Below are 21,114 nucleotides of genomic sequence, written 5' to 3'. Positions count from 1 at the left end.
ATCTTTCGCGTTGATTGATACAGCGGGGCTTACGGGCGACGGATCGCGTCGGCCGCTGCCGTGGCGGCCGGACCGGCCGCCAGCTCGGTCTCCAGGAGCTGCTTGCCGAGCAGTTCGGGGTCCGGGAGGTCCATCGGGTACTCGCCGTCGAAGCAGGCGCGGCAGAGGTTCGGCTTGGCGATGGTGGTCGCCTCGATCATGCCGTCGATGGAGATGTACGACAGGGAGTCGGCGCCGAGCGAGGTGCCGATCTCGTCGATGGTCATGCCGTTGGCGATGAGTTCCGCGCGGGTGGCGAAGTCGATCCCGAAGAAGCAGGGCCACTTCACGGGCGGGGACGAGATCCGGATGTGGACCTCGGCGGCGCCGGCCTCGCGGAGCATGCGCACCAGCGCGCGCTGGGTGTTGCCGCGCACGATCGAGTCGTCGACGACGACCAGGCGCTTGCCCTTGATGACTTCCTTCAGCGGGTTCAGCTTCAGGCGGATGCCGAGCTGCCGGATCGTCTGCGAAGGCTGGATGAACGTACGGCCGACGTAGGCGTTCTTCACCAGACCCGCACCGAACGGGATGCCCGAGGCCTCCGCGTAACCGATCGCGGCCGGGGTGCCGGACTCCGGAGTCGCTATCACCAGATCGGCGTCGACCGGAGCTTCCTTGGCGAGCTTCCGGCCCATCTCGACACGGGAGAGGTAGACGTTCCGCCCGGCGATGTCGGTGTCGGGGCGGGCGAGATAGACGTACTCGAAGACACAGCCCTTGGGCTTCGCATCCGCGAATCGGGAGGTGCGCAGGCCGTTCTCGTCGATGGCGACGAACTCGCCCGGCTCGATCTCGCGGACGTAGGCCGCGCCGCAGATGTCGAGGGCGGCGGACTCGGAGGCGACGACCCAGCCGCGCTCCAGGCGGCCGAGGACCAGCGGGCGGATGCCCTGCGGGTCGCGGGCCGCGTAGAGGGTGTGCTCGTCCATGAAGACGAGGGAGAAGGCGCCCTGTACCTGCGGGAGGACCGCGTGGGCGGCCTCCTCGATGGTCAGCGGCTTGCCGTCGGTGTCGACCTGGGCCGCGAGGAGCGCGGTGAGGAGGTCGGTGTCGTTGGTGGCCGCGACGCGGGGCGTACGGCCTTCCTGCTTGGGGAGGTCGGCGACCATCTCCGCGAGCTGCGCGGTGTTGACCAGGTTGCCGTTGTGGCCGAGCGCGATGGATCCGTGCGCGGTGGCGCGGAACGTCGGCTGGGCGTTCTCCCACACGGAGGCGCCGGTGGTCGAGTAGCGGGCGTGACCGACCGCGATATGACCCTGGAGCGAACCGAGCGAGGTCTCGTCGAAGACCTGGGAGACCAGGCCCATGTCCTTGAAGACGAGGATCTGCGAGCCGTTGCTGACCGCGATTCCCGCGGATTCCTGGCCTCGATGCTGGAGGGCGTAGAGCCCGAAGTAAGTGAGCTTGGCGACCTCTTCACCGGGAGCCCAGACTCCGAAGACGCCGCAAGCGTCCTGGGGTCCTTTCTCGCCGGGGAGCAGATCATGACTGAGTCGACCGTCACCACGTGGCACGACCCCGAGTGTAGGCGAGATCGACCACTGGTCCGAATTCGGGTTACTCGTCGGTAGTGGATCACCTGGCGGCGCGTGCGTGGACGATCGTGCCGTTTTCGCTGGTCAGCGCGATGGTGTCGTGATCGACTCGGTGGCCGCCCGAGCCGTTGAAGAGGCCGAGGAGCGTGCGTTCGGTGCCCATGAGTGAGGCGTCGCACATCATTCGGGTGGTGGAGGGGCGGCCTGGCGTGACGGGTCCGGTGCTTACGGTGGCCGTCGCGTCGACGGCGTCGCCGCCCAGGCGGCCGCCGACCTCGCGGGTCACCCCATGATCGGCAGCAGCCCGCTCAGATCCGACCGCTCCCCGCTCGCGCCGACCTTCGCCTCTTCTACGGCGTCCTTCCACCGGGTCCGGCCGGTCGCGAGCCGGATCCAGGTCAGGGGGTCGGTCTCTACGACGTTGGGCGGGGTGCCGCGGGTGTGGCGGGGGCCCTCGACGCACTGGACCACGGCGTACGGCGGGATGCGCACCTCCGTCGACGCTCCGGGTGCCTTCATGGCCAGGGCGTCGGCGAGGAGGCGGGTGCAGGCGGCGAGGGCCTGGCGGTCGTAGGGGATGTCGAGGCCGGGGACGGCCGCGTTGAGGTCGTCGGTGTGGACGACGAGTTCGACGGTGCGGGTGACGAGGTAGTCGGCGAGGGGGAGCGCGCCGACGTTGGTCTCCAGCAGGCGGGTGCCGGGGTGGGTGTCGAGGTGCGCGGTGAGGGTCTGTTCGATGTCGGCGAGGTAGGCGTCGAGGTCGGGGTGCTGGGCGGCGAGCGTGCGCGTGAAGTCGGCGATGGCCGAGGAGTTGGCCCCGGTGGCGAAGGGCCAGTCGAGGATCACGGCGTCCTGCCTCGGCGGGGCGGGGCGGTCCAGGGCACGGTGGATCGCGGTGAGCGCCATCCCGATGTGCGCGACCAGTTCGCGTACGGTCCAGTCGCCCAGGCGGGTGGGGAGCGCGAGTTGGTCGGGGGTGAGGGTCCCTACGGCTTTTCGTACGTTGCCGAACTGGGCCAGGACCGCGGTGCGGGTCTTGACGGGGTCGTATGTACGGGCGCGCTTCTTGGCCGGAGGCATGGCGGTGAGCCTAATCCTGGGGTGGGGTCGCCCGCAGGTGTGTTGTGGGGTCGGGGGGCGTTACCGGGCTTTGCGGGCGTAGTCGCCTAGGCCGCGTTCCACCAGGTCGAAGGCGTGGTTGGCGCGGTCGGCGGCGGTCGCGGTGACCTCTTCCACGGATTCGCCGGCGTCCAGGCGGCGGTGGTGGTCCTCTACGAGGGCGTTGCGGGCGGCGGTGAGGGTGGCGGCGGCGATGAGGGCCAGGACGGGGTCGCCGGTCTCGTCGCTGAGGAGGTCGGCGAGTTCGCGGGCGCCCTTCTCGGAGGTGAGGTAGGCACGTTCCATCAGGACCGGGGTGTCCATGACGAGGCGGCGGATCCGGCGGCCGAACGGCTCGACGTGCAGGCCTATCGACGGGTCGCGGGTCTCGATCATCTCCAGGAACTGGCGGCGTACGGCGGCCACCGCGGACTCGCCGGGGGTGCGGGAGCGGACCGCGCGGGCGGCGTCGGAGAAGTGGTCCTCGATGGGGCGGAAGACCAGGTCCTCCTTGGTGCCGAAGTAGTTGAAGACGGTCATCTTCGAGACCTCGGCGGCGTCGGCGATCTCCTGCACCGAGACGGCGTCGAAGCTCTTCTCCAGGAACAGTTCGACGGCGGTGCGGTAGATCCGCAGCTCCGTCTGGAGCTTCTTGCGCTCGCGCAGTCCCATCGTCGTCGCCTCAGCAGCAGCCATGACCTTACTGTACCAAGCTGAATTATGGGCTGGGATGAAAGATTGTCTCGGAAAAAAGATTGACCGGGTATACGCGCCTGGGTCATCGTGGGGGCATGACCGAGACCCAGCGCAGAATCGGCTTCCTCGTGTGTCTGGTGACGATCGTTCTGGCCGTCCTGGACATGCAGATCGTGTCCGCGGCGACCGTGCCGATCGTCCGCGACCTGGACCCCGGCCACGGCATCGACAAGATCCCGTGGCTGGTCAGCGCGTTCGCGCTGGCGTCGGCCGCGGTGCTCCCCCTGTACGGCAAGCTGTGCGACACCCTCGGCGCGAAGCGCGTCTTCCTGACGGCCGTGGGGGTGTTCCTGGTCGGCTCGGCGCTGTGCGGGGCGGCGCAGTCCATAGGGCAGTTGATCGCCGCTCGGGCCGTGCAGGGGATCGGCGCCGGTGGCCTGATGAGCGTCACGATGGTGGTGATCGCCGAGCTGAGAGGCCCCGGCGGGAAGGACGCCAAGGGCGCGGGCATGGGCGGGGTCGTCTCCGGTGGTGGCATGGCGGTGGGCCCGTGGATCGGCGGCCTGCTCGCGGACCACGCGAGCTGGCGCTGGATCTTCTACGTCAACCTGCCGCTCGGGCTGCTTGTCCTCGTCCTCGGCGCGTTCGTCCTGAAGCTGCCCCGGCAGCCGCATCGCCATCGGATCGACTTCCTGGGCGCGGTCCTCGCGGCCGCGTTCGCTGCGGCCCTGCTGCTCGTGACCGAGTGGGGTGGCAAGCAGTACGGGTGGTCGTCGCCGCAGATCGTGGGGCTGGGTCTGGGCGCGGTGGCCGCGCTCGGCCTCTTCCTGTGGCGCCAAAGGGTGGCCCCCGAGCCGATTCTGCCGCTGTCCCTGTTCCGTGTGCCGGAGTTGCGGTGGGGGTTCGCGATCCAGGGGCTGATGGGGGCCGCGATCGTGGGCGCCATGTACTACGTCATGGTCTATCTGCAGGTGGCCCGGGGTGTCAGCAGTTCCTCGGCCGGCCTCTATCTGCTTCCCATGGCGTTCGGCATGACGGCCGTCGGGATCCTCTCCGCGAAGCTCACGGAACGGGGCTGGCACGAGCGGACGTTCGCGATAGCCGGTTCGGCGATCGGCTCGGTGGCGTTCGTGTGCCTTTCCGCCCTCGGCACGGGCACGTCCCTCTGGTGGCTGCGCGGGGATCTGCTGCTGGTCGGCATGGGCTTCGGTCTTCTCCTCGGCCAGCTGATCCAACTGGTCCAGGAGGCGGCTCCCCGGCACCAGTTGGGCGTGGCCACGACCGCCATCCGCTTCTTCCAGACCCTGGGCACGGCGCTGGGCGCGGCGCTCTTCGGCACGGTGATCAGTCGGTTGTACGACGGTCCGGTCCCGGCGACGTCCCGGGCAGGCGTGAGCGCGTACGTCGACGCGATGGATGCGGTGTTCCTGTGCGGGGCGGTGCTGATGGCGGCGTGTGTGGTGATGGGGCTGCGGTTGCCGAGGTCTTCGGGTCCCCGGGGCACCGGGCGGGCTTTTTCCGAGGGGGCTCAGGTCGTCGAAGTCGCCGATGTTCCGGGGGAGTTGAGCCAGGCGGCGCGGCGGAGGTGAGCTGTGGGGGGAGGGTCGGACGTGGGCTTCTCCTCCGCATCCGCCCTGTGTGCCCTCTGGAAGCCGGGGTCATTTCTAACCGGTGGCGGGGGAGGACAGTGGTTAGTTTTTCCCCCGGCTTCCAGCGAACCCCGTCTCCGTGTCGGGCGTCTGTCGGAGCTGTCGGTGGCGCGTCGGGGAGTTGTCGGGGCGGCGTTGAAGCCTTGGTCGTGATCCCGCCGGGGGAGCGTCCGGCGGGCTCGTGACACGGAAGGAATCGTCATGACCACGCACGTCACGATCATCGGCGCCGGGCTCGGCGGACTGACCCTCGCCCGCGTCCTGCACGTCCACGGCATCACGGCCACGGTCTACGAGGCCGAGGCCTCACCGATGGCCCGGCTGCAGGGCGGCCTGCTCGACATCCACGACTACAACGGCCAACTCGCCCTGAAAGAGGCCGACTTGATGGACGAGTTCCGCGCCATCATCCTGGAGGGCCGTCAGGCCACCCGGGTCCTCGACCAGGACGGCACCGTCCTGCTCGACGAGCCCGACGACGGTACGGGCGGCCGGCCCGAGGTGCAGCGCGGCGAACTTCGGCGGATCCTCCTCGACTCGCTGCCGGACGACACCGTGCGGTGGGGGCACAAGGTCAGTGCCGTTCGTGCCCTTGGTGACGGGCTGCACGAGGTCGCCTTCGCGGACGGTGGTTCCCTCGTCACGAACCTGCTCGTCGGTGCCGACGGCGCCTGGTCGCGCGTACGGCCGTTGCTGTCCGATGCCGTTCCCGAGTACTTCGGTCGGTCGTTCGTCGAGACCTACCTGTACGACAGCGAGACCCGGCACCCGGTCGCCGCGCGGACGGTCGGCGGCGGCTCGCTGTTTGTGATCCCGCCGGGCTCGGGAGCGAGGGGGAAGTGGATCGGGGCACACCGGGAGAGCGGGGAGACGCTGCACGCCTATGTGACGCTGGCCAAGCCGCTGGAGTGGTTCGACGGCATCGACTTCACCGACGCCGACGCGGCCACCGCGCGGATCGCCGCGGAGTTCGAGGGATGGGCGCCCGAGATCACCGCCCTGATCACCGACAGCGACACCGCTCCGGTCGTACGGCCTCTCAACTCGCTGCCGATCAGGCACCGTTGGGACCGGGTACCGGGAGCCACCCTCCTCGGCGACGCCGCCCATCTCTCGCCGCCGGACGGCGAAGGCGCCAACCTGGCCATGCAGGACGCCGCCGAACTCGGCCTGGCCATCGCCGACCACCCCGACGACATCGAGGCCGCGCTCACCTCGTACGAGACGGCGCTGTTCCCCCGTAGCGCCACGGCGGCAGCCGATGCCGTGGCCACCAACGAGGCCATCGGACAGGAACTGATCGGCTTCTTCGCCCGGGACGGCGAGCAGGGCGCGTAACAGAAAAGCGTTCGTGGGGCGGTCTGCGTGACCGGCCCACGAACGCCCTTTCCGTACTTGGGTACCTACGCCAGCAGCGCCGGGATCGTGCCCTCGTGCGCCTCGCGCAGCTCCTCCAGGGAGAGCGCGAACTCGCCCTGGATCTCGACGGAATCGCCGTCCACTACGCCGATGCGCGTGGCCGGGAGGCCCCTTGCTCCGCACATGTCGTTGAAGCGGAGTTCCTCCGAGCGGGGGATCGCCACGACCGCGCGGCCCGCCGACTCCGAGAAGAGGAAGGTGAACGCGTCGAGGCCGTCGGGGACGATCAGGCGTGCGCCCTTCTCGCCCAACAGGGCCGATTCCACCACCGCTTGGATCAGACCGCCGTCGGACAGGTCGTGCGCCGAGTCGATCATGCCGTCGCGGGACGCGGAGATCAGGATCTCGGCCAGCAGGCGTTCGCGCTCCAGGTCGACCTTCGGGGGCAGTCCGCCGAGGTGGTCGTGGACGACCTGCGACCAGGCCGAGCCGCCGAACTCCTCGCGGGTGTCGCCGAGCAGGTAGAGGAGCTGGCCCTCTTCCTGGAAGGCGACCGGGGTGCGGCGCGCGACATCGTCGATGACGCCCAGCACCGCCACCACCGGGGTCGGGTGGATCGCCACGTCGCCCGTCTGGTTGTACAGGGAGACGTTGCCGCCCGTGACCGGCGTGCCCAACTGCTGGCAGGCGTCGGCCAGTCCACGGATCGCCTCCGCGAACTGCCACATCACCGCCGGGTCCTCGGGCGAACCGAAGTTCAGGCAGTCGGAGACCGCGAGGGGCTTCGCGCCCGTCGTCGCCACGTTGCGGTAGGCCTCCGAGAGCGCCAACTGGGCGCCCGCGTACGGGTCCAGCTTCGCGTAGCGGCCGTTGCCGTCCGTCGCGATGGCGACCCCGAGGCCGGTCTCCTCGTCGATGCGGATCATGCCCGAGTCCTCGGGCTGCGCCAGCACCGTGTTGCCCTGCACGAAGTGGTCGTACTGAGACGTGATCCACTTCTTGGAGGCCTGGTTCGGGGACGACACCAGGGCCAGGACCTGGGACTTCAGTTCCTCCGAAGTCCCGGGCCGCGCGAGCTTGTTGGCGTCGTCCGCCTGGAGCGCGTCCTGCCAGGACGGGCGGGCGTACGGGCGCTCGTAGACCGGGCCGTCGTGCGCGACCGTGCGCGGGTCGACGTCCACGATCTTGCCGCCGTGCCAGAAGATCTCCAGGCGGTCGCCGTCGGTCACCTCACCGATGACCGTGGCGATGACGTCCCACTTCTCGCAGATCTCCAGGAAGCGGTCGACCTTCGACGGTTCGACGACCGCGCACATCCGCTCCTGCGACTCGCTCATGAGGATTTCCTCGGGAGAGAGCGTGGAGTCGCGGAGGGGGACGTCGTCGAGCGTCACTGTCATGCCGCCGGAGCCGTTCGACGCCAACTCGCTTGTGGCGCACGAGAGTCCGGCCGCGCCGAGGTCCTGGATGCCGACGACCAGCTTCTCGGCGAAGGCTTCCAGGGTGCACTCGATGAGGAGCTTCTCCTGGAAGGGGTCGCCGACCTGGACCGCGGGGCGCTTCGACGGCTTGGCGTCGTCGAAGGTCTCGCTCGCCAGGATCGACGCGCCGCCGATGCCGTCGCCGCCCGTGCGGGCGCCGTAGAGGATGACCTTGTTGCCCGCGCCGGAGGCCTTCGCGAGGTGGATGTCCTCGTGCCGCATGACGCCGATGGCGCCGGCGTTGACCAGCGGGTTGCCCTGGTAGCAGGCGTCGAAGACGACCTCGCCGCCGATGTTGGGCAGGCCCAGGCAGTTGCCGTAGCCGCCGATGCCCGCGACGACGCCCGGGAGGACGCGCTTGGTGTCGGGGTGGTCGGCCGCGCCGAAGCGCAGGGGGTCCACCACGGCTACCGGGCGGGCGCCCATCGCGATGATGTCCCGGACGATGCCGCCTACGCCCGTGGCCGCGCCCTGGTAGGGCTCGACGTAGGACGGGTGGTTGTGCGACTCGACCTTGAAGGTGACCGCGTAGCCCTGGCCGACGTCGACGACGCCCGCGTTCTCGCCGATGCCGACGAGGAGGGCGTCCGACTGGGGGGCCTTCTCGCCGAACTGGCGGAGGTGGACCTTGGAGGACTTGTAGCTGCAGTGCTCGGACCACATGACCGAGTACATGGCGAGCTCGGCGCCGGTCGGGCGGCGGCCGAGGATCTCCACGACCCGCTCGTACTCGTCCTTCTTCAGGCCGAGTTCGGCCCAGGGCAGCTCGACGTCGGGGGTCTCGGCCGCGTGCTCGACCGTGTCCAGAGGCGTCCGGCTCATGCGTTGACCAGCTTCTTGAGGATCGAGGTGAAGAAGGGGAGGCCGTCGGTGCGGCCGGACCCGACGAGCGGCTCGACCGCGTGCTCCGGGTGCGGCATGAGGCCTACGACGTTTCCGGCGGCGTTCGTGATGCCCGCGATGTCGCGGAGCGAGCCGTTCGGGTTGCCGGGTTCATCAGTGGCTCCGCCACGGGCCAGGTAGCGGAAGACGACGCGGCCCTCCGCCTCCAGCTCGTCGAGCGTGTGCTCGTCGGCGACGTAGCGGCCGTCCATGTTCTTCAGCGGGATGTGGATCTCCTGGCCGGACACGTAGTCGCTGGTCCAGGCGGTGTCCGCGTTCTCCACCCGCAGTTTCTGGTCACGGCAGATGAAGTGCAGGTGGTTGTTGCCGAGCATCGCGCCGGGGAGGAGGTGCGCCTCGGTGAGGATCTGGAAGCCGTTGCAGATACCCAGGACGGGGAGTCCCGACTTCGCCTGCTCGATGACCGTCTCCATCACCGGCGAGAAACGGGAGATGGCACCCGCGCGCAGATAGTCGCCGTAGGAAAAACCGCCCGGGAGGACGACCGCGTCGACCTGGTGGAGGTTCTTGTCCTTGTGCCAGAGGGCTACCGGTTCGGCGCCGGCGAGACGGATCGCGCGCTGGGTGTCGCGGTCGTCCAGGCTGCCGGGGAAAGTGACGACGCCAATACGAGCGGTCACTTGGCCGCCTCCGCCACTTCTTCCACCTTGACGGTGAAGTCCTCGATCACCGTGTTGGCGAGGAAGGATTCCGCAAGATCGTGGATGCGGGCGAGCGCGGCCTCGTCGACCGGTCCGTCAACTTCCAGTTCGAATCGCTTTCCCTGACGTACATCGGAGATGCCTTCGAAACCCAGGCGTGGCAGCGCACGCTGGACCGCCTGGCCCTGGGGGTCGAGGATCTCCGGCTTGAGCATGACGTCGACTACGACGCGTGCCACTGGCACTCCCGGTGTTGTGGTGCTGAGCGTGTTCCTGCGGGTCTTCGACAGGTGACTTCAGACTACCCGCACAAAATTTCTACGCGAGTAGAGTTGTAGGAATCTACGTGAGGACCATCACGATCCGGTGTCGGGCGGGGGTCTTCACGAAAAGTTCAGGGAAAGATCCCGGATCGATCCCGGTTCCCTATTGCGCGGAGACACGCGGGAAGATTTAGTCGGGCTTCACATTGCATTGCCGGGCACTGTACAAATGAATTGGCAATAGCCGATACTTTGCCCAATAACAGGCGGACAGTCGACATCTCCGCACCTCCGTGACGTCTCCGTGCGTCCCCGCGGATAGTGCGGTTTCAGGTGTCGCACGAAGGGACCGATATTCGTGGCGCAGAAGGTCGTGGTCACTCTCTTTGACGACATCGACGGCTCGGAAGCGGCGGAAACGATCGCCTTCGGGCTCGACGGCAAGTCGTACGAGATCGACCTGAATCAAGCCAATGCCAAGAAACTGCGTAAGGCGCTCGCGCCCTACGTGGACGCGGGTCGCAAGCGGTCGAGGTCGGGCAAGGCCTACCGCCAGACCGAAGTCGCCCCCGACCCGGCGGCCGTCCGGGCCTGGGCCCAGGCGAACAAGATGGACGTGCCGGCGCGCGGACGCATCCCCAAGAAGGTCTACGAGGCGTTCGCCGCCGCGCAGTAGGACAGCGGCGGGACATGAGCCGACTGCCGGTCATCGGCCCCTCGGGGCAACCGACTTGCGCTGCACCCCTCCTGGTCAGCTAGAGTTCGGAGCACGCCGAGGGGCAAGGCCGAAAGGCCCAGCTCACGGAGTACATGCGGGTGTAGTTCAGTAGCAGAACATCCCCCTTCCAGGGGGAAGGCGCAGTGTGCAATTCCTGTCACCCGCTCTGCGGCATCACCGTTCGGACCACTCTTGTGGGTCGGGTAGGCTGGTGCTCGCGCCGATCAGTGAGAGCTGGTCGGAGGCAATGCGGACGTAGCTCAGTTGGTAGAGCGCAACCTTGCCAAGGTTGAGGTCGCCAGTTCGAACCTGGTCGTCCGCTCCAGCGAAAGACCCCGGTCCAGTGGACCGGGGTTTTTGCTGTGCCCAGTGCCCGTCTGACATTTGTCATGCCGAGTGATGACACCGCGCACTGCTCCCGCGCCCCCGTCGCCGGGACGCTGAAGTCATGGACACCAACGAACACGAACACGTGATTGAGGTCACTGACCTACGCCGTGTGTACGGGGGCGGGTTCGAGGCTGTGCGGGGGATCACCTTCTCCGTGCGGCGCGGGGAGGTCTTCGCGCTCCTGGGCACCAACGGCGCGGGCAAGACGTCCACGGTCGAACTTCTCGAGGGGCTCGCGCCGGCGTCCGGCGGGCGGGTGCGCGTCCTCGGGCACGATCCCTACCGCGAGCGGGCCGCCGTACGGCCGCGGACCGGGGTGATGTTGCAGGAGGGCGGGTTTCCGTCCGAGCTGACCGTCGCCGAGACCGCGCGGATGTGGGCGGGCTGTACGAGCGGGGCTCGGCCCGAGGCGGAGGCGCTCGCGCTGGTCGGGCTCGCGCGGCGGGCGGACGTACGGGTGAAGCAGTTGTCCGGGGGTGAGCGGCGGCGGCTCGATCTGGCGCTGGCGCTGCTCGGGTCGCCCGAGGTGCTGTTCCTCGACGAGCCGACGACCGGGCTTGACGCCGAAGGGCGGCGGGACACCTGGGAGTTGGTGCGGGCGCTGCGCGACGGCGGGACGACCGTGCTGCTGACCACGCACTACCTGGAGGAGGCGGAGGGGCTCGCCGACCGGCTCGCGATTCTGCGCGAGGGGCGGATCGCGGTCACCGGGACGCCCGCCGAGGTGACGGCGGGGCGGCCGTCGCGGATCTCGTTCGAGCTGCCCTCGGGGTATTTCGTGGGGGATCTGCCGCCGCTCGGTGAGCTGGGGGTCGTCGGGCACGAGGTGGCGGGGAGGGTCGTACGGCTGGAGACGCATGAGCTGCAGCGGGCGGCCACGCGGTTGCTGGTGTGGGCCGAGGGGGCGCGGGTCGAACTGCGGCGGCTCGAGGTGCGGTCGGCTTCGCTGGAGGAGGCGTTCCTCGGGATCGCGCGGGAGCAGGAGGTGGCCGCATGAGTGCTACGACGACCCCGGCCGGGCGGCTGCGGGCGCTCGGGCGGGCCGAGTTGGCGTTGCTGGGGCGGAACCGGAGTGCGGTCGCCACGGCGCTGCTCGTGCCGTTGGCGCTGCCGTTCAGCGTGCGGCCGGCCGTCGACCAGATGAATCTCAAGGGGGAGGGGCTGACGGTCGGGGCGGTGATGCTCACGGCGGCGATCGGGTTCTCGCTGCTGTTCGCCGTGTACTCGTCGCTGGTGAGCGCGTTCGTCGCGCGGCGGGAGGAACTGGTCCTCAAGCGGCTGCGGACCGGGGAACTGGGGGACGCCGAGATCCTTGCGGGGACGGGGCTTCCGGCGGTGTGTCTCGGGTTCGTGCAGTCCGTGCTGCTGGCGGTGGCGTGCGTGGTGCTGCTGGATGCGGGGGCGCCCGCGATGCCTCAACTCGTCGTCGTAGGGCTGCTGTTCGGGCTCTTTCTGTCCGCCGCGCTGGCCGCGCTCACGTCGAGCGTGACCAGGACGGCGGAGAGCGCGCAGGTGACCGCGCTGCCGGTGCTGTTCGCGTCCATGATGGGGTCCGGGATCATCATCCCGCTGCAGCTCCTGCCCGACCGGGTCGCGGACGTCTGCCAGTTCCTCCCCCTCTCCCCCGCGATCCGGCTGATCAGCGGCGGCTGGAACGGCGACCTGTCCGGCTATGACGCGCTGGGCGCCGTCCTGACCGCGCTGGCCTGGACCGTCCTCGCGGTGTTTGCTGTACGGCGGTGGTTCCGGTGGGAACCGCGGCGCTGACGTACGGGGACCACGTGATGCAGGCGACGGGCGGCTGGTGGGGGCGGAAGAGCACGCCCGGGAAGGTCGAGACGTACACGCGGTGGTCCTTCCACTTCTTCGCGATGGTCGAGGTCGCGGCCGTCGGGCTGCCGGCCTTCGCACAGGCCGGGACCGGGCTCGCGGCCTGGCTGCCGGCGGTCGTGATCGTGCACGCCGTGCTCTGTTCCCGGACCGCCTCCCAGGCCCTCGACTGGACCCGCGGCAGACGTGAGCAGCCCGTACGGCTGCTGGGGGCGCTCGGCACGGTCACCGTGCTGATCGCCGTCGGCTCGGTCGTCCTCTCGGAGCGGGGCCCCGGCGGGGAGCAGGTGGCGGCCGCCGCGAGCACGGTCTTCGTGGGGGTGCTGAGTTTCGGCGCCGGCACGCTCACGCTGGGGGTCCGCGGCCGGTGGCACGTCCTCGCGGTCGTGGCGGGGAGCGTGGCCGGCGCGCTGCTCGTGCAGCTCCCGCTGGGCGTGGCCGCCCCCGCCGCGCTCGGCACCGCGTTCGCCGTCCTCGTCACCTGCGGCGGCCTCGCCTTCACCTCCGTCTTCTCCGTCTGGCTCCTCGACGCCGTCTACGAACTCGACGAGGCCCGCGAGACCCGGGCCCGCCTCGCCGTCGCCGAGGAACGGCTCCGGTTCGGCCGCGACCTGCACGACGTGATGGGCCGCAACCTGTCGGTGATCGCCCTGAAGAGCGAACTGGCGGTGCAGCTGGCCCGGCGGGGGCGGGCCGAGGCCGTGGAGCAGATGATCGAGGTCCAGCGGATCGCCCGGGAGTCGCAGCGGGAGGTACGCGATGTCGTACGGGGTTATCGCGAGGCCGACCTCCGCCTCGAACTGGCGGGCGCCCAGGGCGTGTTGGCCGCCGCCGGCATCGACTGCGAGGTGACCGGCGACGCGGCCGGGCTGCCGGTCGAGGTGCAGTCGGCGCTCGGGTGGGTGGTACGCGAAGCGACGACCAATGTGCTGCGGCACGGGGATGCGGGGCGGTGCGTGGTGGGGGTGCGGGTGGCTGGGGGGCGGGTTGTGCTGACCGTCGAGAACGACGGGGCGAAGGTCGGCGACGGGGGCGAGGTGTCCGAGGGCAGCGGTGGGGCCGGGCTGATCGGGCTGCGGGAGCGACTGACCGCGATCGGGGGCGAGTTGGAGGCGGGGGCTGTGGACGGTGACCGGTTCCGGGTGGTGGCTACGGTGCCGTTGCCTTCGGCGACGGGGGCGGGGGGCGGCGCTTCATGACCGCGCTGCGCGTCGCACACCCGCTGGTCGTTGGCCGGTGTGAGCGGGGCGGGGCGACTTGTGAGTGGCCGCGCCGTAGGCCTGCCGGCAGTCGTGGGAGCGGGGGCGCCTCATGACGCCTCATGGCTGCCCTCGTCGTACGTCCGCCGCCCGGCGTGAGCCAGGGCATCCCGTGACTGCTCACCCCGTACGTCCCCTGCCCGCCCTCACCAGGAGCACCCCATGACCGGCCCCGTCGTAAGACTCCTGCTCGCCGATGACGAGCACCTCATCCGGGGTGCGCTCGCCGCGTTGCTCGGGCTGGAGGATGACCTTGTGGTGGTGGCCGAGGCGGCTACCGGGCCCGAGGCGTTGGCCATGGCTCGGGCGCATGAGCCGGATGTGGCTGTGCTGGATCTTCAGATGCCGGGGGCGGACGGTGTGAAGGTGGCCACATCCTTGCGGGCCGAGCTGCCCGGGTGCCGGGTGTTGATCGTGACCGGGCACGGTCGGCCCGGACATCTCAAGAGGGCGCTGGCGGCTGGGGTGCGGGGGTTCGTGCCCAAGACCGTCAGTGCGCAGCGGCTCGCCGAGATCATCCGTACCGTGCATGCCGGAAATCGTTACGTCGACCCCGAGTTGGCCGCCGACGCGATCTCCGCCGGGGACTCGCCGCTGACCGCCCGCGAGGCCGAGGTGCTGGAGCTGGCCGCCGACGGGGCACCGGTCGCGGAGATCGCCGAACGGGCCGCGCTCTCGCAGGGCACCGTACGGAACTATCTCTCCTCCGCCGTCTCGAAACTCGGGGCCGAGAACCGTCATACGGCAGTGCGTCTCGCACGCGAGCGAGGTTGGGTATAGTTGCTCTCGCGCCACGGCGCAGCGCGGACGTAGCTCAGTTGGTAGAGCGCAACCTTGCCAAGGTTGAGGTCGCCAGTTCGAACCTGGTCGTCCGCTCAAGATGAAGACCCCGGTCCAGTGGACCGGGGTCTTTTCTTGCGCCTAGCTCCAGTTCAGGCCCGTCAGGCGCTCGTACGCCTCGATGTACTTCGCGCGGGTCGCGTCCACCACCTGCTGCGGAAGCGCCGGCGGCGGCTGCTCGCTCTTGCGGTCCCAGCCGGACTTCGGGCCGGTGAGCCAGTCGCGCACGAACTGCTTGTCGTACGACGGCTGCGCGTGGCCCGGCTCCCAGGTCTCGGCCGGCCAGAAGCGGGACGAGTCCGGGGTGAGGACCTCGTCGGCCGCGATCAGCGTCTCGCCGTCGTAGCCGAACTCGAACTTCGTGTCCGCGAGGATGATGCCCCGGTCGCGCGCGATGTCCCGGGCCCGGCCGTAGACCGCGAGGGTCGCCTGGCGCAGCTGCGCGGCGGTGTCCGCGCCGACCTGACGGGCGACCTCCTCGTACGACACGTTCTCGTCGTGCTCCCCTACGGCCGCCTTCGTCGCCGGGGTGAAGATCGGGGCCGGGAGTTCGCTGCCGTCGACCAGGCCCTCGGGGAGGGCGAGGCCGCAGACCGTGCGGGAGACGTCGTACTCCAGCAGGCCGGAGCCGGTGAGGTAGCCGCGGGCCACGCACTCGACCGGGACCATCTGGAGGGACTTGCAGATCAGCGTGCGGCCCTCCCAGTCGGCGGGGGCGCCGGGCGGGAGGTCGGTGCCGAGGACGTGGTTGGGGATCAGGTCGGCGAGCTGGTCGAACCACCAGAGGGAGAGCTGGGTGAGGACGCGGCCCTTGTCGGGGATCTCCGTCGGCAGCACCCAGTCGTACGCGGAGATGCGGTCGCTGGCGACCATCACGAGCTCGCCCGCCTCGTTCTGGTAGAGCTCGCGCACCTTGCCGGTGTGGAGGTGCGTCAGGCCCGGAACCTGGAGCGGCTCGGGCTTTTCTACGAATCCGGACACGGGTTCCTCCAGTGGGTCTCTCCAACTGGCTCGATTGTCCCGTATGCGCGGCTGACCTCGGGTCGCGGGGTCAGTCGTGCTTGCAGATGCGGTCGAGGAGGTTGGCCGTGGCGCGCTGGATGCGGGCGTCCACGTGGCCGGGGCGGTCCAGGGCCGGTGACCAGGCGAAGGTGCCGGAGGCGAAGACGAGGGAGCCGGACGGCGCCCGGTACAGGGACGTCTCCTGGTGGCGGAGGGCGCCCTCGCCGTCCGCGTACGGGGAGTGGGCCAGCAGGATGCGCTCCTCGTGCGGGGGGAGCTGGGTACGCGGGAAGTACCGGTCGGCCTCGCCCGCGACCAGGCCCTCGACCGGGTCGCCCTCGCCGGCGCCGGTCGCCTCCCACAGCCAGTGGTCGGCGTTGCGCACGATCAGGGGGGACGGCTCGGGCACCCGGCCCGCGTACTGGATCCCCACCAACTGCTGCTCGGGACGGTCGACTTCGCGCCACAGCACCGGTTTGCCCGGGCCCCGGCGCTTGCGGCAGGTCAGGAGGCGGTCGGGGACGCCGGACGGGGAGGGCCCCAACTCCACTTGCCAGTACATGGTGTTGGCGGAGAGGAAGACGAGGGACGTGCCGTGGTCACGGGCGCGCTCGACGGTACGGCGCATCTGTGCCGACCAGTACTCGTCGTGGCCCGGGAAGACCAACCCCCGGTAGCGGGTGGGGTCCACGCGCCCTGAGTGCAGGTCGCGGGCGTCGGCGTAGGCGAGGTCGTAGCCGTAGCGCTCGGCCCAGCGGATGAAGTCGTAGGCGTGGCCGACGTGGAGGGGCAGGCCCGCGCCCGCGTACGGGCGGTCGAAGGAGACCGTCGTCGCGGCCTCGGACTCGCCGAGGAGGCGGCCGTCGCCGTCCCAGGCGTGGTAGAGGCTCGCGCCGGTGTGGCCGTCCTCCGGGTAGAGGTTGTAGGCCTGCCAGGTGATGTCCGGCAGGAGGAGGAGCAGGTCGGCGGGGTGGTTGTCGCGGACCGTGAACGGGATGTGCGAGCGGTAGCCGTCGGCGGTGGTGAGGACGGCCACGTACGCGCCGATGCTCCAGAAACTCGGGATCTGCAGGCGCCAGGACAGCCACCAGTGGTGGCAGGAGACCGTGCGGTCGGCGGTGAGCGGCGGGGGCTGGACGATGCCCGAGAGGCGTGGGCTGGTGGTGATCTTGGCGGCGCCGTCACCGCCGTAGTGGCCGATGCGGTAGATGTCGACGGCGAACTCCTGGGGCGGGTCGACCGTGACGTGGAAGTCGAGCGCCTCGCCGGGGGCGACCGCGCCGGCGGAGGTGAACCCCTTGATCTGGCGGCGGACGTCGTCGGCGGAGCGCGGGCCGCCGCCTCCGGACGCGCGGGGGGCGGGGAGCTTGGGGGCGGTCCCGCCGGGGGCGTGGGCGGGGGTCGGGTCCACGTACCAGGGGACGACGTGGCCGGTGTCGTCGAAGTAGGTCTCGCTGCCCCGGAGCCAGGGGACGGGGCCCTGTCCGAAGGGGTCCGTGACGGCGTGCGCCAGCGCTCCGGACTCCCAGCGGCGGATCTGCTCCGACCCCATGATCACTCCCCTCCCTCGTGCCCCCGTGGTGGTTCTTCGTCCAACTGTCGTATGCCGTAAGCCTTTGCCAGGTACGGGACGGCGTACGGGATCGGCCTCAGCACATCACATTAAGCACGCACTCTGTCACTGGTCGTTGCGAATTGACCAAAAGTGGAGCCCCAGATTCCGATACGGGTGGGTGTCCGATACGGGTGGGTGGCGGGGTGGCTCGGGCTGTATGCCGGGTGGCGGGAATGTGGGGGCTGGTCGCGCTCACGCGGCGGAGCCGTATATCGACACAGCCCCGCGCCCCTGAGGGGGTTGGAGTGCGGCCCGGTTGATGGGGTGGGTCAGACCAGCCGTACCGGCTTCTCCGGGCGTATGCCGAGGTCGATCAGCCAGGCCCGCAGCGGGGCGGGGTCGCCGTCCTCCACGAGGCTGAGCACCCTGGGGGCGAGGTCGGCCGCCCTCTCGCCGTTGACGAGCAGCGTCGGGCCGTCGAGCCAGTCCAGGCCGGGCAGCGCGCCGGCGGTGTCCATCGCGGCGCAGCACACCATCGCCGTGACGTGATCGGCGAGCAACTCCCGCCCGGTGCGCGGTGGTTGGAGCGGGAAGAGGGGGAGCGCGGTGTCGTCCCAGAGCCCGGTGTCGGGCCCCTGCCCGGGCGGGGCCGAACTCGTCGGCGGGGTCGCGGCCTCCTCGCGCGCCAGCTCCGCGGTGAGGCCTGCGGCGAGGGCCGCGCTGTGCGGGGAGCAGCTTTCGCCGAGCTCTTCGTCGTCGTCGGCGGCCATCGCCTTGTAGGGCTCGGGGTCCGGGTGGGGGGCCTCTTCCGACTCCGGGTGCGGCTCCAACTCCTCGCGCGGGGCTTCCAGTTCGGCGGGTGCGGACGGGGCGTTTTCGGCGGGTGCGGGCGGGTCGTCGAGGGTGGCGTCCGGCCCGTACGGATCGGTGGCGCCGTCGGCCTCCCCGTACCGGTCGTCGCCCGGTGCCGTCGCCGTCGGGTCCGTCAGGTGGTCCACCACGCGGGCCAGGGTCGGGGCGTCGTGGTGGGGCGGGGTCGGGTCGGGGGCGCGGCGGACGCCGAGGGTGTCCAGGACGCGGTGGAGGCGGGCCGCGTCGGTGCGCCATTTGCGGTCGACGACCTCCTCCGGGTACTCCTGCCAGCTCACCGGCGCCCAGTCGGGACCGGTCTCGGCGGGGCCGCCGTGGAAGAGGCGGGCGGCGAGGAGCGAGGTCGCCTCGTCGATCGTGCCGGGCTCTTCGAGCAGGTCACAGGCGGGGCGCTCGCCGAGCCGGGAGGCGAAGCCCTCGGCCAGACGGTCGCGGCGGGACAGCTCCGTGAGCGCCGCGACGACGCCCGCGTCCAGCCGCGACGGCCAGCGGCCCATCCGCCACGCGGGCAGCGCGACCCGGGTCAGCAGCCGGTCCCAGCCCGCGTACGCCAGGCCCACCTGTTCCTGCGCGACGATCCGCAGGCCGTAGTCCACAGCCTGTGCGCGCTCGGCGGCCGCGGCGGCCACGCCCCGCTCCATCTCGGCCGCGTGCCCCCGGCAACTGCGCAGCAGCAGCCGGGCGACCCAGCCGACACCGGCCAGCACCGAACGGAACACGGGACCGCGCGGTGCCGAGGTCACGGCCACCGCCGCGTCCAGGCCCCGTACGAAACGGCGGGCCGCGGCTATGTCCGGGTGCGCGGAGGGTCCCGTACCGGCGACGACCGGCGCGAGCACCGCGCGCAGCTCGCCCACCCGCATCCACCACAGGAACGGCGAGCCGATGACGAGGACGGGCGAGGCGGCCGTACGACGGGAACGGCCCGGGGTGAGGCCGCGTACGCCGGTGATCTCGTCGCGGTTCTCCTGCGGGGGCGGGCCGTGGGCCGGGTGGGTGCGGTCCTCCAGCCAGCTGTCGCAGTCCGGGGTGAGCGCTATCGCGGACGGCGCGGGGACGTCGAGGCGGTCGGCGAGGTCGCGCACCAGGCGGTACAGGTCGGGGGCCGACTCCTCGGCGATCGCGACCGTAGGACTCACGGCCGGGCGGGCCCGCGCGACGACCAGCGCGATGGCGCCGGCCGCGAGCAGCACGACGACCGCGGCCACGCCCATGATCCAGCGGGAGAGGTCCCAGCCCCGGCCCACGAGATGGCCGGTGGAACCGCCCGCGAACAGGATCACCGCGACGGCGGCGGGCAACAGGGCGACGGCCAGCGCCCGGCTGCGGATCCGCAGCACGGCCAAGGCCCGGGAACGCGCCGCCTGCGCGCCCGCCTCCACACCCACACCCATACCGGTCACGACCGGACCTCGCCCCCTCCGTGCTGTCCCGTTCCGCTGGCGTTGCTCACTCCCCCACTGTGGCACCCGCCACTGACATCGCAATGCCGGTGGGCCAAGTGCCGGAACGCTTGCGCCGCACCATAGTTGGGGCCCCGGTCCCCGTCAGCCGGTTGGGGCATCGGTCACTCGATGGAATGGCTCAGGGGAAAGGTGGATGACAGAGGGCAAGGATCAGGCCCCGAATCGTGAGACGGATTCGGGGCCTGTCGGGTTTACCGGTGGGCGGGGGCGCTTGGGGTTACTCGCCCGTCGCCGCCTTCGCCGCGATGTCCGTGCGGTGCTGAGAACCGTCGAGGCGGACGCGGGCCACGGCCGCGTACGCGCGCTCGCGGGCCTGGGTGAGGTCCGTGCCGGTCGCCGTGACGGAGAGGACGCGGCCGCCCGCGCTGACGACGTCGTCGCCGTCGTACTTGGTCCCGGCGTGCAGCACGTACGCGTGCGGGGCGTCCTGCGCGGCCACCTCGTCGAGGCCGGTGATCGGGTCGCCGGTGCGGGGGGTGCCGGGGTAGTTGTGCGAGGCGATGACGACGGTGACCGCCGCGTCCTCGCTCCAGCGCAGGGGAGCCAGGTCGTCGAGGGTGCCGTCGGCGGCGGCGAGCAGGACGCCGGCCAGCGGGGTCTTCAGGCGGGCCAGGACCACCTGGGTCTCCGGGTCGCCGAAGCGGGCGTTGAACTCGATGACCCGGACGCCGCGGCTGGTGATCGCGAGGCCGGCGTAGAGGAGGCCGGAGAAGGGAGTGCCGCGGCGGCGCATCTCGTCGACGGTGGGCTGGAGGACGGTCTGCATGACCTCGTCCACCAGCTTCGGGTCGGCCCACGGCAGCGGGGAGTACGCGCCCATGCCGCCGGTGTTCGGGCCCTCGTCGCCGTCGAGCGCGCGCTTGAAGTCCTGCGCGGGCTGGAGCGGGACGACCGTGACGCCGTCGGTGATCGCGAAGAGGGAGACCTCGGGGCCGTCGAGGAACTCCTCGATGACGACCCGCTCGCAGGCGTTGGCGTGCGCCTTGGCCGCGTCGAGGTCGTCTGTGACTACGACGCCCTTGCCGGCGGCGAGTCCGTCGTCCTTCACGACGTACGGCGCGCCGAAGGCGTCGAGGGCCTCGTCGACCTCTTCGGGGGTCGTGCAGACGTAGGAGCGGGCGGTGGGGACTCCGGCTGCCGCCATCACTTCCTTGGCGAAGGCCTTGGAGCCCTCCAGCTGCGCGGCTTCCCCGGAGGGGCCGAACACCGGGATGCCTGCCTCGCGTACGGCATCGGCGACCCCGGCGACGAGGGGTGCCTCCGGGCCGACCACGACCAGCTCTGCGCCGAGTTCGGTCGCCAGCGCGGCTACGGCTGCGCCGTCGAGGGGGTCGACCTGGTGCAGCTCGGCCACCTCGGCGATGCCTGCGTTGCCGGGGGCGCAGTGCAGGGCGGTGACGTTGGGGTCGTTGGACAGGGAATGGCAGAGGGCGTGTTCGCGGGCGCCGGTACCGATGACGAGGACCTTCACGGGGTCAGCCTAGGTCACGGTGGGGCGGGGTGGAGCGGGGTGGGGT

The 21,114-nt window shown here is 70.7% G+C and carries 18 protein-coding genes and 3 tRNA genes; 10 read left to right on the top strand and 11 right to left on the bottom strand.

Going from position 1 to position 21,114, the window contains the following annotated elements; genetic code table 11:
- Positions 1-29: 29 nt before the first annotated feature.
- The 4 genes from purF to OO69_RS36015 form a co-directional block, all read right to left on the bottom strand.
- Positions 30-1,556 carry an amidophosphoribosyltransferase gene (gene purF, locus OO69_RS36030; RefSeq protein WP_033285118.1) on the bottom strand — a complete coding sequence of 509 codons (1,527 nt, stop codon included), beginning with the start codon at positions 1,554-1,556 and terminating at the stop codon, positions 30-32.
- Between the two features lie 61 nt (positions 1,557-1,617).
- Entirely contained in the window at positions 1,618-1,863 is a 246-nt protein-coding gene (locus tag OO69_RS52150) for an META domain-containing protein (protein ID WP_051801443.1), read from the bottom strand.
- A complete protein-coding gene (locus tag OO69_RS36020) occupies positions 1,860-2,657 on the bottom strand; it encodes a maleylpyruvate isomerase family mycothiol-dependent enzyme (protein WP_033285117.1) in 798 nt (265 codons plus the stop codon). The genes OO69_RS52150 and OO69_RS36020 overlap by 4 nt, the downstream gene beginning before the upstream one ends.
- A gap of 60 nt (positions 2,658-2,717) precedes the next feature.
- Complete coding sequence (locus tag OO69_RS36015; RefSeq protein ID WP_234444619.1) at positions 2,718-3,371, bottom strand: TetR/AcrR family transcriptional regulator; 654 nt, start codon at positions 3,369-3,371, stop codon at positions 2,718-2,720.
- Positions 3,372-3,466: 95 nt separating this feature from the next.
- Here OO69_RS36015 and OO69_RS36010 point away from each other — a divergent pair, with 95 nt between their 5' ends.
- Positions 3,467-4,960, top strand: a complete 1,494-nt coding sequence (locus tag OO69_RS36010; RefSeq protein ID WP_033285115.1) for an MFS transporter — start codon at positions 3,467-3,469, stop codon at positions 4,958-4,960.
- Between the two features lie 261 nt (positions 4,961-5,221).
- Complete coding sequence (locus tag OO69_RS36005; protein WP_033285114.1) at positions 5,222-6,358, top strand: FAD-dependent oxidoreductase; 1,137 nt, start codon at positions 5,222-5,224, stop codon at positions 6,356-6,358.
- Positions 6,359-6,423: 65 nt separating this feature from the next.
- Here the strand turns inward: OO69_RS36005 and purL are convergent, their stop codons facing one another.
- The 3 genes from purL to purS are packed head-to-tail and all read right to left on the bottom strand — an operon-like array spanning position 6,424 to position 9,643.
- Entirely contained in the window at positions 6,424-8,682 is a 2,259-nt protein-coding gene (gene purL, locus OO69_RS36000) for a phosphoribosylformylglycinamidine synthase subunit PurL (RefSeq protein ID WP_033285113.1), read from the bottom strand.
- Positions 8,679-9,383: a phosphoribosylformylglycinamidine synthase subunit PurQ gene (gene purQ / locus OO69_RS35995; RefSeq protein ID WP_033285112.1), complete on the bottom strand. Its 705-nt coding sequence runs from the start codon at positions 9,381-9,383 to the stop codon at positions 8,679-8,681. Before purQ ends, purL begins: the two co-directional genes overlap by 4 nt.
- Positions 9,380-9,643 carry a phosphoribosylformylglycinamidine synthase subunit PurS gene (gene purS, locus OO69_RS35990; protein WP_015659417.1) on the bottom strand — a complete coding sequence of 88 codons (264 nt, stop codon included), beginning with the start codon at positions 9,641-9,643 and terminating at the stop codon, positions 9,380-9,382. Before purS ends, purQ begins: the two co-directional genes overlap by 4 nt.
- A 382-nt stretch (positions 9,644-10,025) precedes the next feature.
- Here purS and OO69_RS35985 point away from each other — a divergent pair, with 382 nt between their 5' ends.
- From OO69_RS35985 to OO69_RS35950, 8 genes are all read left to right on the top strand, one after another.
- Positions 10,026-10,343 carry a histone-like nucleoid-structuring protein Lsr2 gene (locus tag OO69_RS35985; RefSeq protein WP_019073805.1) on the top strand — a complete coding sequence of 106 codons (318 nt, stop codon included), beginning with the start codon at positions 10,026-10,028 and terminating at the stop codon, positions 10,341-10,343.
- A gap of 136 nt (positions 10,344-10,479) precedes the next feature.
- A tRNA-Gly gene (locus OO69_RS35980) sits at positions 10,480-10,551 on the top strand.
- Positions 10,552-10,634: 83 nt separating this feature from the next.
- Positions 10,635-10,710: transfer RNA gene (locus OO69_RS35975), tRNA-Gly, on the top strand.
- 123 nt (positions 10,711-10,833) lie between these two features.
- The gene (locus OO69_RS35970) at positions 10,834-11,772 is read left to right on the top strand and encodes an ABC transporter ATP-binding protein (RefSeq protein WP_033285111.1); all 939 of its coding nucleotides are present in this window, start codon (positions 10,834-10,836) and stop codon (positions 11,770-11,772) included.
- Complete coding sequence (locus OO69_RS35965; protein WP_033285110.1) at positions 11,769-12,542, top strand: ABC transporter permease; 774 nt, start codon at positions 11,769-11,771, stop codon at positions 12,540-12,542. Before OO69_RS35970 ends, OO69_RS35965 begins: the two co-directional genes overlap by 4 nt.
- 17 nt (positions 12,543-12,559) lie before the next feature.
- A complete protein-coding gene (locus OO69_RS35960; RefSeq protein WP_033285167.1) occupies positions 12,560-13,804 on the top strand; it encodes a sensor histidine kinase in 1,245 nt (414 codons plus the stop codon).
- A 222-nt stretch (positions 13,805-14,026) separates the two neighbouring features.
- Complete coding sequence (locus tag OO69_RS35955) at positions 14,027-14,644, top strand: response regulator transcription factor (RefSeq protein ID WP_033285109.1); 618 nt, start codon at positions 14,027-14,029, stop codon at positions 14,642-14,644.
- Between the two features lie 23 nt (positions 14,645-14,667).
- Positions 14,668-14,740: transfer RNA gene (locus OO69_RS35950), tRNA-Gly, on the top strand.
- Between the two features lie 45 nt (positions 14,741-14,785).
- Here OO69_RS35950 and OO69_RS35945 read toward each other — a convergent pair.
- The 4 genes from OO69_RS35945 to purD all read right to left on the bottom strand — a co-directional run bounded on the left by OO69_RS35945 (position 14,786) and on the right by purD (position 21,068).
- Positions 14,786-15,685 (bottom strand): phosphoribosylaminoimidazolesuccinocarboxamide synthase, encoded by a 900-nt coding sequence (locus OO69_RS35945; RefSeq protein WP_033285108.1) that lies wholly within the window; start codon positions 15,683-15,685, stop codon positions 14,786-14,788.
- 70 nt (positions 15,686-15,755) lie between these two features.
- Entirely contained in the window at positions 15,756-17,258 is a 1,503-nt protein-coding gene (locus OO69_RS35940) for a N,N-dimethylformamidase beta subunit family domain-containing protein (protein WP_033285166.1), read from the bottom strand.
- 332 nt (positions 17,259-17,590) lie between these two features.
- Positions 17,591-19,525 carry a hypothetical protein gene (locus OO69_RS35935; RefSeq protein WP_199811097.1) on the bottom strand — a complete coding sequence of 645 codons (1,935 nt, stop codon included), beginning with the start codon at positions 19,523-19,525 and terminating at the stop codon, positions 17,591-17,593.
- A 289-nt stretch (positions 19,526-19,814) separates the two neighbouring features.
- Positions 19,815-21,068 (bottom strand): phosphoribosylamine--glycine ligase, encoded by a 1,254-nt coding sequence (gene purD / locus OO69_RS35930; protein ID WP_033285106.1) that lies wholly within the window; start codon positions 21,066-21,068, stop codon positions 19,815-19,817.
- Positions 21,069-21,114: the final 46 nt, after the last annotated feature.

It is taken from the genome of Streptomyces sp. NRRL F-525 (genome assembly GCF_000716605.1).
GTDB lineage: Bacteria > Actinomycetota > Actinomycetes > Streptomycetales > Streptomycetaceae > Streptomyces.
Note: the sequence above shows the minus strand (reverse complement) of the source record. Positions and strands in the feature narration are given on the sequence as shown.

Excerpts from the sequence above, each read along its gene's own strand:
- OO69_RS36005 (WP_033285114.1), top strand. The coding sequence starts at position 5,222 with ATGACCACGCACGTCACGATCATCGGCGCCGGGCTCGGCGGACTGACC.
- OO69_RS35960 (WP_033285167.1), top strand. The coding sequence starts at position 12,560 with ATGCAGGCGACGGGCGGCTGGTGGGGGCGGAAGAGCACGCCCGGGAAG.
- purL (WP_033285113.1), bottom strand. The coding sequence starts at position 8,682 with ATGAGCCGGACGCCTCTGGACACGGTCGAGCACGCGGCCGAGACCCCC.
- OO69_RS35955 (WP_033285109.1), top strand. The coding sequence starts at position 14,027 with ATGACCGGCCCCGTCGTAAGACTCCTGCTCGCCGATGACGAGCACCTC.
- OO69_RS36020 (WP_033285117.1), bottom strand. The coding sequence starts at position 2,657 with ATGCCTCCGGCCAAGAAGCGCGCCCGTACATACGACCCCGTCAAGACC.
- OO69_RS36010 (WP_033285115.1), top strand. The coding sequence starts at position 3,467 with ATGACCGAGACCCAGCGCAGAATCGGCTTCCTCGTGTGTCTGGTGACG.
- OO69_RS35935 (WP_199811097.1), bottom strand. The coding sequence starts at position 19,525 with ATGGGTGTGGGTGTGGAGGCGGGCGCGCAGGCGGCGCGTTCCCGGGCC.
- OO69_RS36015 (WP_234444619.1), bottom strand. The coding sequence starts at position 3,371 with ATGGCTGCTGCTGAGGCGACGACGATGGGACTGCGCGAGCGCAAGAAG.
- OO69_RS35965 (WP_033285110.1), top strand. The coding sequence starts at position 11,769 with ATGAGTGCTACGACGACCCCGGCCGGGCGGCTGCGGGCGCTCGGGCGG.
- OO69_RS35970 (WP_033285111.1), top strand. The coding sequence starts at position 10,834 with ATGGACACCAACGAACACGAACACGTGATTGAGGTCACTGACCTACGC.
- OO69_RS35940 (WP_033285166.1), bottom strand. The coding sequence starts at position 17,258 with ATGGGGTCGGAGCAGATCCGCCGCTGGGAGTCCGGAGCGCTGGCGCAC.